A 15,611-nucleotide genomic window follows, 5' to 3' on the forward strand; every position below is an offset into this window, starting at 1 on the left:
ATGGCTCGTAATTTTAACGCAATCGCAAACGACGAGAACGTCCAGCCGGGCATCAATGGCTTGCAGAAAAAAGCCATTGCGGCGGCGGCGGTTGGGGTGGCGTTGCTGGTGGTGGGTGCCATTAGTGATGCCGACCAGTTCTATCGCTCCTATCTGCTGGGCTATATCTATTGGGTGCTTATCTCGGTAGGGATGTTCACCCTGTATGCCCTCCACAACACTGTCTCCGGCGCGTGGGGGTTCACCATTCGCCGTTTCCTTGAGACCGGCGTGCGGACGCTTCCACTGATGTTGGTGCTGTTTGTGCCAATCATTTTTGGGATGCACAGTTTGTATGAATGGACCCATGCCGATGTGGTTGCCAAAGATCATATCCTTCAGCAGAAAGCCCCATACCTGAACGAAACGTTCTTCATTATTCGGTTGGTGTTCTACTTCGCGCTCTGGTCAGGCCTCGGTTTCTACTTGATCAAGCTGAATCGCCAGATCGAAGAGAACCGCGACCCGAAGAACCTTGGCAAAGTCCAGAAACTGAGCGCAGTAACGTTGCTGCTGATTATTCTAACAGGAACATTTGCTGCGGTGGACTGGATGATGTCGCTGGAGCCGCATTGGTTCAGCACCATCTACGGCATATTGTTCGCTGGCAGCGCGGCCTTGTCGGCGTTGGCCGTTACCATCGGCTTAGTGGTGAAGTTCCGCGCCACTCGTCCACTTAGCAACTTCCTTGCTCCACGCATTTTCCATGACTACGGAACGTTGATGTTCACCATGACGATGTTCTGGGCGTACATCTCCTTCTCGCAGTTCATCATTATCTGGTCCGGCAACGTGGCCGAGGAAACCCCGTGGTATGCTGTCCGCATGGCCAACGAATGGGGAACAATCGGCTGGGGGTTGGTCTTCTTTCACTTTGCCCTTCCCTGGGTTATCCTCCTCTCGAAAAAAGTGAAGCGAAGCCCGAAACTCTTGTTCGGGGTTGCTTTGTGGATGCTGTTCATGCGGTTCGTTGACCTGTTCTGGTTGATTGCCCCGGCCCATCTCCGCTCAACGTTTTCCTTCCACTGGCTGGACCTTGCCGCGCCGCTGGCAATCGGCGGAATTTGGCTGACCTACTACTGCCAACAACTGAAAGGAAAAACGCTGATGACCGTGTGGGATCCACGCTTGGAGGACGCATGGCATCGCATCGAACACGCCGACGCAGCCGACGCCGCACGATTTGAGGACACACCGATGGCAAAGGAGGGAATCCATGGCTAATCATCACGACCACTCCACCGACGAGCATATCCACGAGTCGTCGGATATCGAAGTTAAGCCTGTTGCCAAGTTCATGGCGATTCTGTTTATCGGCGTGGGGATCGTTATGGTGCTGATGTGGGGAATTATGGAGTTGTTGGAGATGCGCGCCGCCAAAGCCGACGTGGCACGCTCGCCGGTGTACGATACCGTGCGCGTGATGAAAGAACCACGCCTGCAAACCCATGCCTACGACGACCTGAAAGCATTCCGCTCCCACGAAGACTCCCTGGTGAACGGCTATGGTTGGGTGGATAAAGCCAGCAACAAAGCCCATGTTCCCATTGAGGTGGCCATTGAACAACTGGCCGCCAAAGGCCTTCCCTCCGTTCCGGTGGATAGTGCTGCGGCAAAGAAACATGCCGCAACCTACGAACCTGGCGAGAGCAACGGCGGACGGTAAGAACACCGTCCAACACACCAAAGCCTAATTATGAATTAGGCCATTTTAGAGACGATGGTGATATCATGAAGACGGTGTTTCGCATAGCAGTTCTTTGGCTTTTGCTGTTGGTTGGCGTTGGGCGCACGCTTGCGCAAGGCTCGCCGCCGCAGCCCGGGAACAAGTACGCCAAGCAGGTGAATATCGAGCAACGCTTGGGCGCGCAGGTTCGCCCCGATCTCACCTTCCGTGATGAAAACGGAAAGAGCGTAACGTTGGGGGAGTATCTGGGGAAGCGTCCGGTTATCCTCACGCTGGTCTACTACCAATGCCCGATGCTCTGCACCCAGGTGCTGAACGGGCTGGTGAAATCGCTGAAAGTGATGAAGGAGGAGCCTGGGGTAGATTTCGACTTGGTGACGATCAGCATTGACCCCAAAGAAACGCCGGCACTGGCCTTGCAGAAAAAAGGGGCGTACCTGACGGAGTACGAGCGTGCGGGGGCCGCGGCAAACTGGCACTTCTTGACCGGAGATGAAGCCGCAATCCGTAGCGTTGCCGATTCGGTGGGCTTCCGGTATCTGTACGACACAGCCTCTGGCCAATACGCCCACGCTGCGGGGATCATGGTGCTAACGCCTGCCGGAAAAGTTGCTGGCTACCAGTACACCGTGGAGTTCGCGCCAAACGAATTGCAGCGCACCCTTGCCGATGCCCTGAAGGAAAAAATTGGCAAGCCGATTGAGCCATTGATCTGGCTCTGCTTTGAATACGATCCGCTGACAGCCAAGTATGGCTTCTCGATACGGAAGGCATTGCAAAGCGGCTCCATCTTGATGGCGATCGGGGTGGCCACAATGGTGGTGATCCTAAAACGCCGCGAACGCAAAACACGAATAGATGATCCGGCATTGCTGCGGGCAATGAAAACAGGATCAACCATGAAAAATTGATGAAGAAGGGGTTGAAAGAAGCGCAGAGCACCGCGAAGAAGAGATTGGTGGTTGGTATAACTGGCGATTAGTAAGGGTTCCTTTGCTAATGGCCAACGACGAAGGATTTTCACTTGCAACTGACAACTGACTAATACACCAAATTATGCTGTGGGAACTTCCCTTAATGCCGCAACAGGCCTCCACGATTGCTGAAAAAGTGGATGCGCTTTACCTGTTCCTCTGGGGGCTTACGGCGTTTTTTACCCTGCTGATCTTCGTGCTCATCCTTGTATTCGCTGTGAAATACAAGCGTGGAAAGGTGGCCGACCGCAGCAACGCCCCCGACACCGATCACAAGCTAGAGGCTGTGTGGATTGTTGTTCCGCTGGCTATCTCGCTGGTTATCTTCGGCTGGGCAACCAGCATCTTCTTTGAACAGGTGCGGCCACCGGCCGATGCTGTGGAGTACTTTGCCACCGGCAAGCAATGGATGTGGAAATTCCAAAGCCCCGAAGGGAAACGCGAAGTGAACGAGCTTCACGTCCCCAAAGGGCGGAATATCAAGGTGACAATGACCAGCGAGGATGTTCTGCACGACCTGTTCTTCCCCGCCTTCCGCACCAAAGCCGACGTGCTTCCCGGGCGATACACCAACGTCTGGTTCAACGCCACAAAAACCGGGACATTCCACATTTTCTGTGCTGAATACTGCGGGATGCAGCATTCGCTGATGATCGGCAAGGTGATTGTGATGGAACCCGACGAGTACGAACGCTGGCTGACCAGTGCCGCCAGCGGAACCGCAGGCCAAGCCACCGCCGATGCCAGCGAGACACCAGCACAAGCCGGGGAACGGCTCTTCACACAATATGGCTGCCAGACCTGCCATCAAGGTGCGTCCGGGACGCTTGGCCCGTCGTTGGCTGGGGTGTACGGGTCGGAAGTTGAATTGCAAAACGGCGAGAAAGTCAAGGCTGATGATGATTACATGCGGGAGTCCATCCTTAATTCATCAGCGAAAATTGTGAAGGGATATCAGGCGGTAATGCCGAACTTCAAAGGGCAGATTTCGGAGGAGGAGGTGATGAACCTTATCGCCTACATCAAGGCACAGCAAGGAAGCGGCGCAACCGCACAGAACCTGACACCAACCGGCAAGCGATAACCCATGGAAACGGCAAGCACAATATCAACAACAACCCCAACCGCAATGCCCGGCGCGACCAATGGTGTCTTCGAAATGCCGAAGACCACCTACATCAATGCCCAGGAAGGCATTAAGTCGTGGTTACTCACTGGCGACCACAAGCGGATCGCTATCCTTTACCTGATCTCCATCTCGATCTTCTTTGCTCTTGGGGGCATTTTCGCTGCGCTTATTCGCATCGAGCTTCTAACCCCGGGTCCCGATTTGGAGGCGGAGATGTACAACCGTGCCTTCACCGCGCACGGGATTGTGATGGTTTTCATGTTCCTGATCCCCGCAATTCCAGCGGTGCTTGGGAACTTCCTGTTGCCGATTATGATAGGTGCCAGGGATCTTGCCTTCCCCAAAGTCAACTTGCTAAGCTGGTACCTCTATATGATCGGTGGCTTGCTGACGCTATCGGCAATGCTGATGGGTGGGGTGGACACTGGTTGGACCTTCTACACGCCATACAGCACCAGCTACTCTCAATCCTACGTCTTCCTGACCGGATTGGGGATTTTTATCATGGGGTTTAGCTCCATCACAACGGGCCTGAACTTTGTGATTACCACCCACAAGATGCGTGCGCCCGGGATGACGTGGTCGCGCCTTCCGCTGTTTGTGTGGTCGCAATATGCCACCAGCTTGGTGATGCTGCTTGGCACACCGGTGATTGCTATCACCGTGGTGCTGTTGGCTGCCGAACGGGTGTTTGGTGTAGGGGTCTTCAATCCAAATTTGGGTGGTGACCCTGTGTTATTCCAGCATCTGTTCTGGTTCTACAGCCACCCAGCGGTGTACATCATGGTTCTTCCTGCCATGGGCGTTATCAGCGAGCTGATCGCGGCATTCTCGCGGCGGCGGGTGTTCGGGTATTCGTTCGTTGCCTTCAGTAGCTTGGCCATCGCAATTTTTGGCTTCCTTGTGTGGGGCCACCACTTGTTCGTGAGCGGGCAGTCGGCATATGCGGGTATCATCTTTTCGCTACTCAGCTTCATTGTGGCGATCCCTTCGGCAGTGAAGGTGTTCAACTGGACCACAACCCTCTACAAAGGCTCCATCAGCTACGAAACCCCGATGCTCTACGCGTTGGCGTTTATCGGCTTGTTCGCAATCGGCGGGCTAACGGGGCTGTTCTGCGCCGCGCTTGGCTTGGATGTTCATATCACCGACACCTATTTCATCATTGCCCACTTCCATTACGTGATGGTTGGCGCCACAGTGATTGCCTACCTAGGCGGAATCCACTACTGGTGGCCAAAGATGACCGGGCGAACATATCCAGAGTTTTGGGGGAAGCTATCGGCCATGCTGATTTATGTTGGCTTTAACCTGACGTTCTTCCCGCAGTTCATCCTTGGTTATCTGGGAATGCCGCGCCGGTATCATGTCTATCCGCCTGAGTATCAGGTGCTGAATGTTCTGTCAACCGCAGGCGCATCGGTGCTGGCGATTGGGTTTATGATGCCGGTTTTCTATCTGCTTTGGTCGCTGAAATTTGGTCCAGTTGCCGGACCAAATCCTTGGGGAGCCAAGGGGCTTGAGTGGGAGACGGCATCGCCGCCGCCAACCCTCAATTTCGACGCAACGCCGATTGTCACCGAAGAAGCCTACGCTTACGATGCCGAAGCGGAAGAATCGGCGTATCAAGCCGCACTTCAACAAGCAAAACACGCTAAATAAGGAGAAATAGAACGTGGCGCACAGTCATAGCCATCCCCACGGTCTGGCTCACCAGTTCGATGATCTGAACCAGCAGCACGAGTCCGCTTCGCTGGGTATGTGGGCGTTCTTGGTCACCGAAGTGATGTTCTTCGGCGGCTTGTTCTTGGCCTACACCTTCCTCCGTTGGAAATACCACGATGCAGTGGTTGCCGCAAGTGGCCATTTGGATTGGATTCTTGGCGGCGTGAACACCGGAGTGCTGCTGATTAGCTCCCTCACCATGGCAATGGCCGTTCATGCGGCCCAGGAAGGGAAGCGGAAAGCAACAGTGAATTTCCTGATCCTCACCATGATTCTTGGTGCGGTCTTCCTGGGCGTGAAAGCCTTTGAATACTCACACAAGTGGCACGATGGCTTGTTCCCAGGGTTCAATTTCCACTGGACGGAAAACCCAGGTTATGCCGGCGGGGCCGAGATGTTCCTGTTCCTCTACTTTGTGATGACCGGCCTGCACGGGCTGCACATGGTGGTGGGGATTGGCTTGGTGGCTTGGATTATTAAACGAGCAAATCGGGGGGATTTCACGCCGGAATACAACATCCCAGTGGAAATCACCGGGTTATACTGGCACTTTGTGGATATCGTCTGGATTTTCCTTTATCCATTGCTCTATCTGATTCAACCACCTCATCATTGATGCGGAACCGTGCTAAGCACAGCCATGCAACAATCCCGATAGAAGCAGACGCGAACTAACTACCGAAGAACTCTACCAAGCCGAACCGAGAGAAAGAGCTATGTCCGGTCATATTGTACCCAAAAAAACATACTACACCATCTTCCTGCTGCTGATGGTTCTGTTAGCGGTCACGGTGCTGATTGCGTACCTTGATCTGGACCACGCAACAGGGATTGGAGGGTTGAACATTATTGTGGCCCTTTCCATCGCCTTCACCAAAATGATGCTGGTGGTGCTCTACTTCATGCACATGAAATGGAGCAGTAAACTAACGTGGATTTTTGGCGGGGCCAGCATCCTGTGGCTGGTTCTGATGCTGGTAATCACCCTTGCCGATTATTTCAGCCGTGGCTGGGTGATGTTCACGAATAAGTAGAGCACGAATAAGTAGAGATAGATAGCCCGCCCCCAACCAACGCAAAACAAATGCCGCCTTGCTGGACAACATTGTTCAGCAAGGCGGCATTTTTTATGGCTCTGGCGGCGAAAGTCGCCTGTCGGGTTGTTCGATTGCTCCCCAATAAGCAAGAATAACTGGTTTTTTTTGCGGTGCTTTGAACCAGACTCTATCCATCAAGAAATTCTGCTAACTGGCCTTTGCCTTTCGCTGAGCAATAGGGGGAAAGGATGTTGGCCAAAATTCCAATATAGTGCCGGATTTGTTCCGCCGGCTTCAAATTGCCGTAGGAGATGGCTGCCTCGGAAATCCAAAAGCGGGATAGCAGTAATATTGCCGATGTTAAGAACGTGCTTTCGGAAGCAGTCAGCCCCCGTAGATATTTATTCTGGGTCAGGTATCCAAGATTTTTCAAGACAGTTTTCCTGCGCAAATCCTCCCCCCGCCGATAGATATCGGATAGCTTTTCATACTGCTTGCGTAAATGGACAAAACTTAAAAAAATACACCGGTATTGATATTGGCATTCATAATGCCGCTGGCTCATCTGCAGGTACGATTGGATTGTCATCTTCTCATCCTCCTGTAAAATCGCAGCATTCGCTTCGGATAGATCCATGGTGACCTGCAAAATCAAATCCTCCTTTGTGGGAAAATAGTAGGTGATGTTTCCCAGCTTGGTATCAAGGGCGGCGGCAAGCTCCCGCATCCCTACGTACTCTATCCCTTTCTCGTTAAAAAGCTCAAGGGCTTTGGCGACAATGCGTTGTTGTGTGCTCATACTTTTTTGCAAAAATAACTTGTCAATGACAAAGATGCTCATTATTTTTGTCAATGACAAATCTGCTTGTGTGTTGCTCAGCAGCCGTGCGTGCTAATCCCGCAGCAGCCTGATTCTGTTGAGTAAAATTTCTTTTTGGATAGAATATCACCCCTCTCCTGCAAACGTTCTTGATCCTTGCTTTACACCGATAAACAACATGACTCTCAACAAGGGAATACCAGTATCCACCTCCTTAGACTCCACGCTGCAAAGGGAAAACGTTTCGTCAAAGAAGAAATATGATAAAAGAAAATTATTCAGGCTGTCGTTCTTTGCCGTAGTGATAGCCGCCTGCATCAGCCTTATTGCAAAGGTTCTTGTTCATTTAATTGACCTTATCACCAACATCTCTTTCTACGGAAATTTTTCCATTGAATCCGTTAGCCCTGCCCAGAATAATTATGGCTGGCTTGTGGTGATTATTCCGGTGATTGGCGGCATTATTGTTGGCTTAATGGCTTTTTATGGGTCAGCAGGAATTCGTGGGCATGGCATCCCGGAAGCAATGGAGCAGATCCTTACGAACCAAAGTAGAATAAAGCCTTCCATCACGTTCCTGAAGCCGATTTCATCAGCTATTTCCATTGGAACGGGAGGGCCATTTGGCGCGGAAGGGCCGATTATCGCAACAGGGGGCGCGCTTGGTTCTACGCTTGGCCAAATCTTGGAGATTACCCCAAACGAACGGAAAATTTTGCTGGCTTCCGGCGCAACGGCAGGGATGGCGGCCATTTTTGGCAGCCCAGTTGCGGCAATATTTTTAGCGATTGAATTACTCCTGTTTGAATTTTCGCCACGCTCATTTATTCCAGTTGCATTGGCCTGCATTACCGGCGCAGCTGGCCACCATTTTCTATTTGAAGAAGGCGTTGTGTTCCCCATGAATGTGAATGTAGAAGCGGCCTCCAATTTTGCGCTTCTATTTTACAGCATCATGGGGCTTGGCATTGGGCTGCTTGCCATTGGCGCAACCAAAATAGTCTATTGGATTGAAGACCTGTTTGAAAAACTCCCTATCCATTGGGCATGGTGGCCCGCGATTGGGGGGATTGCCGTTGGAGTAATCGGATTTTACGAGCCAAGAACGTTAGGTGTTGGATACGATAACATCACAGGAATCCTATCCGGTAGTTTGCCGATCCAGGTGATGCTATCACTCTGCATTTTTAAATTTTTGTCGTGGTCTATTTCGTTGGGAAGCGGAACCTCAGGGGGAACGCTGGCTCCGCTGCTGACCATTGGTGGTGCGGTAGGTGCGTTGGCTGGCAGCGTAGGAGCTTCGTGGTTTCCTGAGATCGGTATTTCAATCCCGCTATCGGCTGTGGTTGGGATGTCGGCAATGTTTGCCGGGGCATCCCGAGCGTTCCTTACCTCCATTGTGTTCGCCCTGGAAACCACTGGCCAGGTGAACGCATTATTGCCATTGCTGGCCACCTGCACCTCGGCATATTTTGTCTCCTATTTTTTAATGGATAACACCATTATGACCGAGAAAATAGCCCGTCGCGGTGTCTTCACCCCACACTCCTACGAACCTGATATCCTTGAAAAAACAAGGGTCGGAGAACTTGTGAACGATAGCGGCTTAATTATTAGCAGCCAGATGAAAATCGGCGAAGTGCGAAGCTGGCTTGAGCAAGAAACCGAACTGCAAACCAATTATTTTATCATTGCCGATACGGATGGGGAGTATCGAGGGCTGCTAAGCTCAACCACGCTGTTCGGGTTGCATCACCATGCCGACAAAGAAGTGGGTGAACTGGTAAAACGGAGAAACCTTTGCGTCCACCCCGAGGACACGCTGAAAATTGCTGTGGAAACAATGGCCAAAGAAAATGTGGATATCCTTCCAGTAATCTCCGGCAAAGAAATTAGCGGCATTTTATCCTACCAGCATATCCTGTCGGTGTACCGGAATGGCGTTGATGAAAATGAGAAGAAGCAAGCCCATATCTCCCTTAACAGGCGGCGGCTGAAAATGCTTGTCCAAGGGCAGAAACTCATATCATTTATCAAGCCAAAAAAATGATGGCTGCCACTCCTCCCAATGCTGGGGGAAAATGGGCTTTAGAAAGATTCGTTGTTCTCTGCTGCCCGGGTCATTCTGTGTCAGCTCCTCCCCCAGAATTGGGGGAGGCGGGGAGGGGGCGCGGCTCCGTTGGCGGGCTTTCGGATGGTTCCTATCCAAGAATGGACGGGGGGAACCTCACCGGAACGAATACGACAACCGCCCAAGCACCAACCGCCCAAGCCCTGGGGTGCCGATAAACTCGCTGTGGCGTTGGCTGAACGGGCTTGCGTCGCTTCCTTCAACAAAGGTGAGCAGGTTCTGGGCGGTGACGGTTGCTTTTAAGCCTTCCACCCAGGGAAGCTCATAATCAACATTCAGGTCCACCACGGAATATCCTGGAACCTCCCCCAAATAGACGCCGCTGTTGACTTGGAATCCATCCACATGGCGGAACAAGGACCGGACGCTTAACCCAAGATCGGCGTTGCGGTACTCGGCCCCGACCGAGAATTTGAACTTCGGTGCGTTCAACGACAAATCGGCCACGCCATCAAGGTTGCGGAAAAAATTCTTGTCAACGTAGGAGACGCTCCCTTTCACCTCCAACCCTTCGGCCACCGCAACCTGCAGCCCCAGATCATAGCCGTACAACGTGATGTCCCCGTAGTTCCGGTAGGTGAGATAGACCGCCGTGGGGTCGTTCACTTCGTTTGGAGTAACGGTCCCCACCGGAACCCCTCGCAACAGCGTATCGCCAGGAATGCCCGAGACTTGCGGGGCAAACGATCCCGCCAACAACTTCGCCTGACCTTCGGGAAGCCCGGCCCCCATGAACACCTGCGTCAGATACCCTTCCAGCGATTGCTGCTCCAGAAAAACCGAGGGGGTAATCACCTGCAATGGCCCAACAAAATCGGTGTAGTGGGAGCGGTACAGGTCCAAGCTAATGGCCACACGATCGGCCACGATTCCGTTGTAGCCAAGCTCGATGGTGGAGGTCAGCGTTGGTTTGGTGGGAACCCGGTTTGCGATGCTTGCGGGGTCGAAGCTGACGAACGTTCCGTTGGCCGGGTTCACCGCCCGAAGCTCCGTTTTCACCGCCCCCGCCGGCGGGACCGGAATCTGGCGGATTACCGACTGCACCGCAGTGTCGGGGAAGTTGGCAATCAACACTTGCTTCAACCCTTCCCAGATTGCGCCAACATCGTTTGCGGAAAGTGGCTGGGATGGATCCGCAAGAAAGGAGTGCATGATTGGTTGCCCCGATGCATCAAAACTGAAGTTGTACCCCGACTGCGGAACCCCCGCCGCACGCACGTTGAACAGCTCCGTCCTGGCGGCGATGATGTCCAGAAATAACTCGCTGGTGGTTGGTGCCGAGTAGGCCTGGTTGTACGTCAGCCGGAAGGTGTGATCCTTCAGCGGAGCAAACACCAACGCCGCACGGGGTGAGATAACGGGGTCGTCCAAACGGCTGTGTTTATCGAACCGCCCGGCCACCGTCAGGTCCAGCATCTCCGGTATCAGCTTTGTTTCCGATTGCAGGTAGATGCCGAACTCGCTGATGTCGTCGTCCCCCTCGTTCCGCCCGTTCACCGTGGAATCGGTAATCGGGTTGGTAAGCTGAAGATCGGCTCCGTACGTAAGCCGCTCGGCCTGAGCCAACTGATAGGAATGTTGCAGCTGCGTGACGAACATGGTGGAGCGGTCAACAATCGGCGCGCCGGTGCGGAGCAGATAGGTCTGGCCCGCATCACTTTTGTTCAGAAATGCTTGGAAGAACAGGTCCTTGTACAGGGTTCGCAGCTGGTAGTAGCTGTATTGCCAATTCTTTGCTTGGACCGCGCCAACGCCGGTCATGTCGGTATTGTTGACCGCTTGATTCAGTCCGGTGGCGAAGATCAGTGTCAGGTCCTCAATCGGCATATAATCCAGCCGAAGCTCGCCGCCGATTCGTTCAATCGTGCTGTCGCGCAATCCAATCTTTAGCGTGTCGGGGTTCACCCCGCGGTTGTTCGTGTCGGCAAGGAAGGCGGCGCGTGCGGAGGTCTCGGCGGTGTCGGTGTATCCCCAATCATCCCCCCGCATGTATTGCCCAGAAATTTTATAACCGAAATTATCCCCCAACGTCCCCGCGTGGCGCACCGTCCCTTGCAGCACGTTCCGCTCGCCAGCGGTAAGCGAGATGGAGGTCCCAGCCGATGAAAACGGGGAGCGGGTGATGGTGTGGAACACCCCGTTCGCCGCGTTGGGACCGTAGAGTGCCGAGGCCGGGCCCCGGATGATCTCCAACTGCTGGATGTCGTCGTTCACCAGCGGGATGAAGTTGTAGGCGTTTACCCGAAGCGATGGGACCCCGGCAATGCGGTTATCGGTCAACACCGTCAGCGCGCCGCTGAAGGCGTTGTTAAATCCGCGAAGCACCGTGTTGCTTTGCACCAACCCCGACTGCACGATGTCCACCCCGGGAACCCCTTTGATATGCTCGATTGAGGTCAGCGAAGGGCGCTCCTGAATTTGCCGCGCACCCACCACCGAGACCGATGCCGGGGCCGCGGTCGCTTTCTCCGGGCGGCGCGATGCCGAGACCACCACCTCGTTATTGCTGATGATGTTTTGCGCCAGCGCGGCGTTCAGCAGTGTTGCCTGGCCAGGCTTCACCTCCACCGTCTGCTCGAACGCGGCATAGCTCAGGAAGGTGATCACCACCTTGTACGTTCCCGCCGCCACCGACTTCACGGTGAAATATCCATCCGGCCCGCTGATTGCGCCGATTTGCCGCGCCGCCGCGTCGCTTCGGGAAAGGCGGATGGTTGCGCCCGACAGCGGTTTCCCCGATTCGGCATCGGTGATGCGCCCGGTAAGCGATCCCGTTTGCGCGGCCAGTTGGGCGCAGCAGCAAAGCGCGAAGAAGGAAAGAAGAAAGGCATGGCGAATGGAAGGCTTCATGCAAAACTCCTGCTGATTGACGTGACGGTTGATAGTTCGGGAAGAAATGGCGATTGGCCCAGATAGATTCTGCGTGCGTGGCGGGCAACGCCCCGGAAGCGGCCGGGGGCTTAGTTGCCCCCGCCGCCGGTCCCCGATTGCACAAACTCCAACAGGTCCTGCTTCATTGCCACAAGCGAAGGTTGGTGGATATACATCATGTGGCCACTTTCGTAGTACTTCATGGTGATGTTGTTCCGCAGCGCGGGGTTCAGGCCCAGATGGTGGAAGGTGTAATCGGCGGCGAAATGGGGGGTTCCCAGGTCGTAATATCCGCTGGCCACAAACACTTTCAGATGCGGGTTGATGGTCATCGAGCGGCGCAAAGTCTCGGCAGTGTTCACGTAGCGATTTTCAAAATCGGAGTAGTCCCAGGGCCAGACCCTCGGGTTCAGTATCTCGTAAGGAAGGTCGCTGTGGAACTCCAGCTCGCGCCGAAGGTAATCGTTCATGGTTGCGGTGAACGGGCCGGTGGTGTCGGCCATGCTGGGGTCGTACTCGGGGCGTTCCCCAACGCCGTCGCGGTCAATCCCGGTGAACCGGCTGTCCAGCCTTCCCACCGTTCGGCCTTCGGCGCGCATCAGCTCCTTTGCAAACCGGAAGATGTCAATCCGCAGGTTGCTTCGGCGGATATATTCTTGGCTAAGCCCGGTGTAGGCCGCCAGCCGTGCAGCAATCTCTGCTTCTTCATCGGGGGGGATCGTGGACCCGCGCAGCAACGCCAGGGCATACTTCCCAATGGCGAACTCCTCAACCTCGCGCAGCAGATCATCCACCGTGCGGTTTTGGAGTTCATCGCCCAGCTTGCCGTGATACCATGCCGTGGCGGCGTAGGTCGGCAGGTACAACAGGTAGGGAAGATCGTTCGTTGCCCCAAACGCAACCGTCTGGAAATCAAGGATGGAGGAGATCAGCATCAGCCCGTTCAGATACATCCCGTACCGCTCCTGAAGATACCCGGCAAGCCCGGAAGCCCGCAGCGTCCCGTAGCTTTCCCCCGCCAGAAATTTTGGCGAACCCCACCGCTGGTAGCGGGTAACGTACAACCGAATAAAATCCCCCACCGACTCGATGTCACGTTTGAACCCATGGAACTCCCGCGATTTTTCCCCAGGCATTGGGCGGCTGTAGCCGGTGCTGACGGGGTCAATGAACACAAGGTCGCTGCAATCAAGCAAGGAGTACTCGTTGTCGGTTAGGCGGTATGGCGGGGGCAGGGGGCGGCCATCGGGATCCAGCACCACGCGCCGCGGACCAAGCACCCCCAGATGGAGCCAAACCGAGGAGGACCCGGGGCCTCCGTTGAAGGAAAACGTCACCGGGCGGGCCGTTGTGTCGGCAATGTCGCTGCGGGTGTAGGCAATGAAAAACACCTCCGCTTTGGCTTTTTGGTTGCTGGGCGTTTGCCCCTCCTTTTTCTCCTCCTCCACCTCATCTTTCAGCACCATCGTGCCGGCGGTGACGGAGTAGCGGACCGGCTGGCCGTTAATCTGGATGGTGTGGTGGGTGGTGACAAGTCGGTCGGTTGGTTCCGATACAGCGGCGGATTGGGCAGCGGGCGTTGGCGGTTGTGGTGTGGTTGATTGTTCTGTTTCCGGCATGGTCGGTTCCCCGTTCGGATAAGTGATGTTTCTGTGTGATGTTCGGTTGGAAAAACTATGGGCGCAAATGGCGCAGCTGCTGGCAAGCGGCCCGGCAAGCGGCGGTGGAACGTTGTTCCTATCAGAATGGCTTCTTACAGGAGCCGCACAAACTGCACGCGGTCGTCGGGGCGGACTTCGCAGCGGTAGGCATGAAGCCGCACATCCGCCCCCCAATCAAGGGCGCCAAGCTCATCGGCATCCCGTTGCTGTTGCTCCCGAACCTCCTGCGCCGTTGCCGAAGGAAATTTCAGGCGATACCCGGCGCAAAGGGATTCCTCGGGTCCATCTTCCGATGGGCCATGGAACATGAAGTAGATGTCGCTGATGTCGTGCGCCTCCAGCAACAGTTGGCACTCGTGGCGAAGCGCATCGCTGCGGAGCAAGTCGGGACCGTTGGCGGCCAACGCACCGCCGCCGCCAGGGGCATACAGGCGGTCGTAGTCCATGATGCCAAGTGAGTTATGGAGGAAGTCATCTAAGTTCTGCTGCAATCGTCCGTCGCTGCAGGCAACCACCAGCACCGATGGGCGATTCCGCTGCCACGGACCCTCGGTAAGATATGATTCCGATGCGGCAGGGGTGATAGGAGTTGGGTTGGAAGATTCAGTCATGGTTGTTGTTGGATGTTGTTCTAAAAGCAAGGAACCAGCTGGGTTTGCTGCTGGCCGCGCTGCCACGTTGCCACCACAATCCGCAGCCCTGGTTCGGCCACAGGAATCTGGGCCAGGCTGCTTCCGATGCTTGGTCGCACCACCGATTTCCTTTCCCCAGTTAGCGTAAACGTGGCAATCGCAAGGGGGGATGTTCCCGCTTCCCACGCCACCGTGATACTGTGGTTGCTGCGGTCGTAGCGAAGCAGGAAGGGGAGTGTTGGGGGATCGAACGAAGCACCGGATGGAGTGCTGTTGGCGCGGCATGGCGTGGCGCGTTCGGCTGCCGTTGATGGATACCAGCTTGCGGAATCGCTTGCGGGAAAATCTACCCCTCTCCTCTCCAAGGACCTCCCTTTTTCTTCCCCCCATTTGCTTCGGTAGCTAACCTCTTCATCGGTTGTCCCGCCGCGAAGGGTGATCCGGTCCCCGCCGCCATCATTGAGCTGCCGGAATGTTGCTTCGATAACGCAGGCCGCATCAACGTTCTGGTATTCGGCAAGGAATGTGGAACGATTGCGGGCAACAACAAGGTATCCCCCCGCCGCAATGCTTCCCGATAACGTTGCTGGGGTTCCCCCGGAATCCTCGATCGTCCAACCGTTCACGCTGATTGCGGTGGCCGTTGGGTTGTACAGTTCCACCCATTCGTTCGCGGGGTCGGTGGGGTTGAACATGAATTCGTTTACGATCACCTGAGCATTGCCGGTGTATGCCAGCAATGCCAACAAGGCGGAGCAGAAGAAGGTTCGCATGGAAGAATGCTTGCTGCGATTGATGGATCCAGGGCTTGCCGTGCAATGTTACGAACCAAGGACCAGAACGCCAGCGGGTATCGGCAAGAAATTACAATGACCCAACGGGGGGAAATAGCAGGGGCACAGAGT

At 54.8% G+C, this 15,611-nt stretch carries 13 protein-coding genes; 8 read left to right on the top strand and 5 right to left on the bottom strand.

Going from position 1 to position 15,611, the window contains the following annotated elements:
• From IPM61_07270 to IPM61_07300, 7 genes are all read left to right on the top strand, one after another.
• On the top strand, window positions 1–1,263 hold the full coding sequence (locus IPM61_07270) for a hypothetical protein (GenBank protein ID MBK8911115.1): 1,263 nt from the start codon (window positions 1–3) through the stop codon (window positions 1,261–1,263).
• Entirely contained in the window at window positions 1,256–1,705 is a 450-nt protein-coding gene (locus IPM61_07275; GenBank protein MBK8911116.1) for a hypothetical protein, read from the top strand. The genes IPM61_07270 and IPM61_07275 overlap by 8 nt, the downstream gene beginning before the upstream one ends.
• Before the next feature lie 65 nt (window positions 1,706–1,770).
• Window positions 1,771–2,637, top strand: a complete 867-nt coding sequence (locus tag IPM61_07280) for an SCO family protein (protein ID MBK8911117.1) — start codon at window positions 1,771–1,773, stop codon at window positions 2,635–2,637.
• Between the two features lie 148 nt (window positions 2,638–2,785).
• Complete coding sequence (coxB, locus tag IPM61_07285) at window positions 2,786–3,784, top strand: cytochrome c oxidase subunit II (GenBank protein MBK8911118.1); 999 nt, start codon at window positions 2,786–2,788, stop codon at window positions 3,782–3,784.
• Window positions 3,785–3,829: 45 nt separating this feature from the next.
• Window positions 3,830–5,491, top strand: coding sequence for a cbb3-type cytochrome c oxidase subunit I (locus IPM61_07290; GenBank protein ID MBK8911119.1), 1,662 nt, complete (start codon window positions 3,830–3,832; stop codon window positions 5,489–5,491).
• 97 nt (window positions 5,492–5,588) lie between these two features.
• Entirely contained in the window at window positions 5,589–6,170 is a 582-nt protein-coding gene (locus IPM61_07295; protein ID MBK8911120.1) for a cytochrome c oxidase subunit 3 family protein, read from the top strand.
• A gap of 100 nt (window positions 6,171–6,270) precedes the next feature.
• On the top strand, window positions 6,271–6,588 hold the full coding sequence (locus IPM61_07300; protein MBK8911121.1) for a cytochrome C oxidase subunit IV family protein: 318 nt from the start codon (window positions 6,271–6,273) through the stop codon (window positions 6,586–6,588).
• A 190-nt stretch (window positions 6,589–6,778) separates the two neighbouring features.
• On the opposite strand, the gene IPM61_07305 is transcribed toward IPM61_07300, so the two are convergent.
• Window positions 6,779–7,432 (bottom strand): TetR/AcrR family transcriptional regulator, encoded by a 654-nt coding sequence (locus IPM61_07305; protein MBK8911122.1) that lies wholly within the window; start codon window positions 7,430–7,432, stop codon window positions 6,779–6,781.
• Window positions 7,433–7,589: 157 nt separating this feature from the next.
• On the opposite strand from IPM61_07305, the gene IPM61_07310 reads away from it, so the two are divergent.
• Window positions 7,590–9,461, top strand: coding sequence for a chloride channel protein (locus IPM61_07310; GenBank protein ID MBK8911123.1), 1,872 nt, complete (start codon window positions 7,590–7,592; stop codon window positions 9,459–9,461).
• 177 nt (window positions 9,462–9,638) lie between these two features.
• Here the strand turns inward: IPM61_07310 and IPM61_07315 are convergent, their stop codons facing one another.
• From IPM61_07315 to IPM61_07330, 4 genes are all read right to left on the bottom strand, one after another.
• On the bottom strand, window positions 9,639–12,392 hold the full coding sequence (locus IPM61_07315) for a TonB-dependent receptor (GenBank protein ID MBK8911124.1): 2,754 nt from the start codon (window positions 12,390–12,392) through the stop codon (window positions 9,639–9,641).
• A gap of 110 nt (window positions 12,393–12,502) precedes the next feature.
• Entirely contained in the window at window positions 12,503–14,032 is a 1,530-nt protein-coding gene (locus IPM61_07320; GenBank protein MBK8911125.1) for a peptidase S10, read from the bottom strand.
• A 134-nt stretch (window positions 14,033–14,166) separates the two neighbouring features.
• Window positions 14,167–14,685 (bottom strand): hypothetical protein, encoded by a 519-nt coding sequence (locus IPM61_07325; protein MBK8911126.1) that lies wholly within the window; start codon window positions 14,683–14,685, stop codon window positions 14,167–14,169.
• Window positions 14,686–14,705: 20 nt separating this feature from the next.
• Window positions 14,706–15,479, bottom strand: a complete 774-nt coding sequence (locus IPM61_07330) for a lamin tail domain-containing protein (GenBank protein ID MBK8911127.1) — start codon at window positions 15,477–15,479, stop codon at window positions 14,706–14,708.
• Between the last annotated feature and the right edge of the window lie 132 nt (window positions 15,480–15,611).

Source organism: Chlorobiota bacterium, from assembly GCA_016710285.1.
Classification (GTDB): domain Bacteria; phylum Bacteroidota; class Ignavibacteria; order OLB7; family OLB7; genus OLB7.

Excerpts from the sequence above, each read along its gene's own strand:
- IPM61_07270 (MBK8911115.1), top strand. The coding sequence starts at position 1 with ATGGCTCGTAATTTTAACGCAATCGCAAACGACGAGAACGTCCAGCCG.
- IPM61_07275 (MBK8911116.1), top strand. The coding sequence starts at position 1,256 with ATGGCTAATCATCACGACCACTCCACCGACGAGCATATCCACGAGTCG.
- IPM61_07280 (MBK8911117.1), top strand. The coding sequence starts at position 1,771 with ATGAAGACGGTGTTTCGCATAGCAGTTCTTTGGCTTTTGCTGTTGGTT.
- IPM61_07290 (MBK8911119.1), top strand. The coding sequence starts at position 3,830 with ATGCCCGGCGCGACCAATGGTGTCTTCGAAATGCCGAAGACCACCTAC.
- IPM61_07295 (MBK8911120.1), top strand. The coding sequence starts at position 5,589 with ATGTGGGCGTTCTTGGTCACCGAAGTGATGTTCTTCGGCGGCTTGTTC.
- IPM61_07300 (MBK8911121.1), top strand. The coding sequence starts at position 6,271 with ATGTCCGGTCATATTGTACCCAAAAAAACATACTACACCATCTTCCTG.
- IPM61_07305 (MBK8911122.1), bottom strand. The coding sequence starts at position 7,432 with ATGAGCATCTTTGTCATTGACAAGTTATTTTTGCAAAAAAGTATGAGC.
- IPM61_07310 (MBK8911123.1), top strand. The coding sequence starts at position 7,590 with ATGACTCTCAACAAGGGAATACCAGTATCCACCTCCTTAGACTCCACG.
- IPM61_07315 (MBK8911124.1), bottom strand. The coding sequence starts at position 12,392 with ATGAAGCCTTCCATTCGCCATGCCTTTCTTCTTTCCTTCTTCGCGCTT.
- IPM61_07320 (MBK8911125.1), bottom strand. The coding sequence starts at position 14,032 with ATGCCGGAAACAGAACAATCAACCACACCACAACCGCCAACGCCCGCT.
- IPM61_07325 (MBK8911126.1), bottom strand. The coding sequence starts at position 14,685 with ATGACTGAATCTTCCAACCCAACTCCTATCACCCCTGCCGCATCGGAA.
- IPM61_07330 (MBK8911127.1), bottom strand. The coding sequence starts at position 15,479 with ATGCGAACCTTCTTCTGCTCCGCCTTGTTGGCATTGCTGGCATACACC.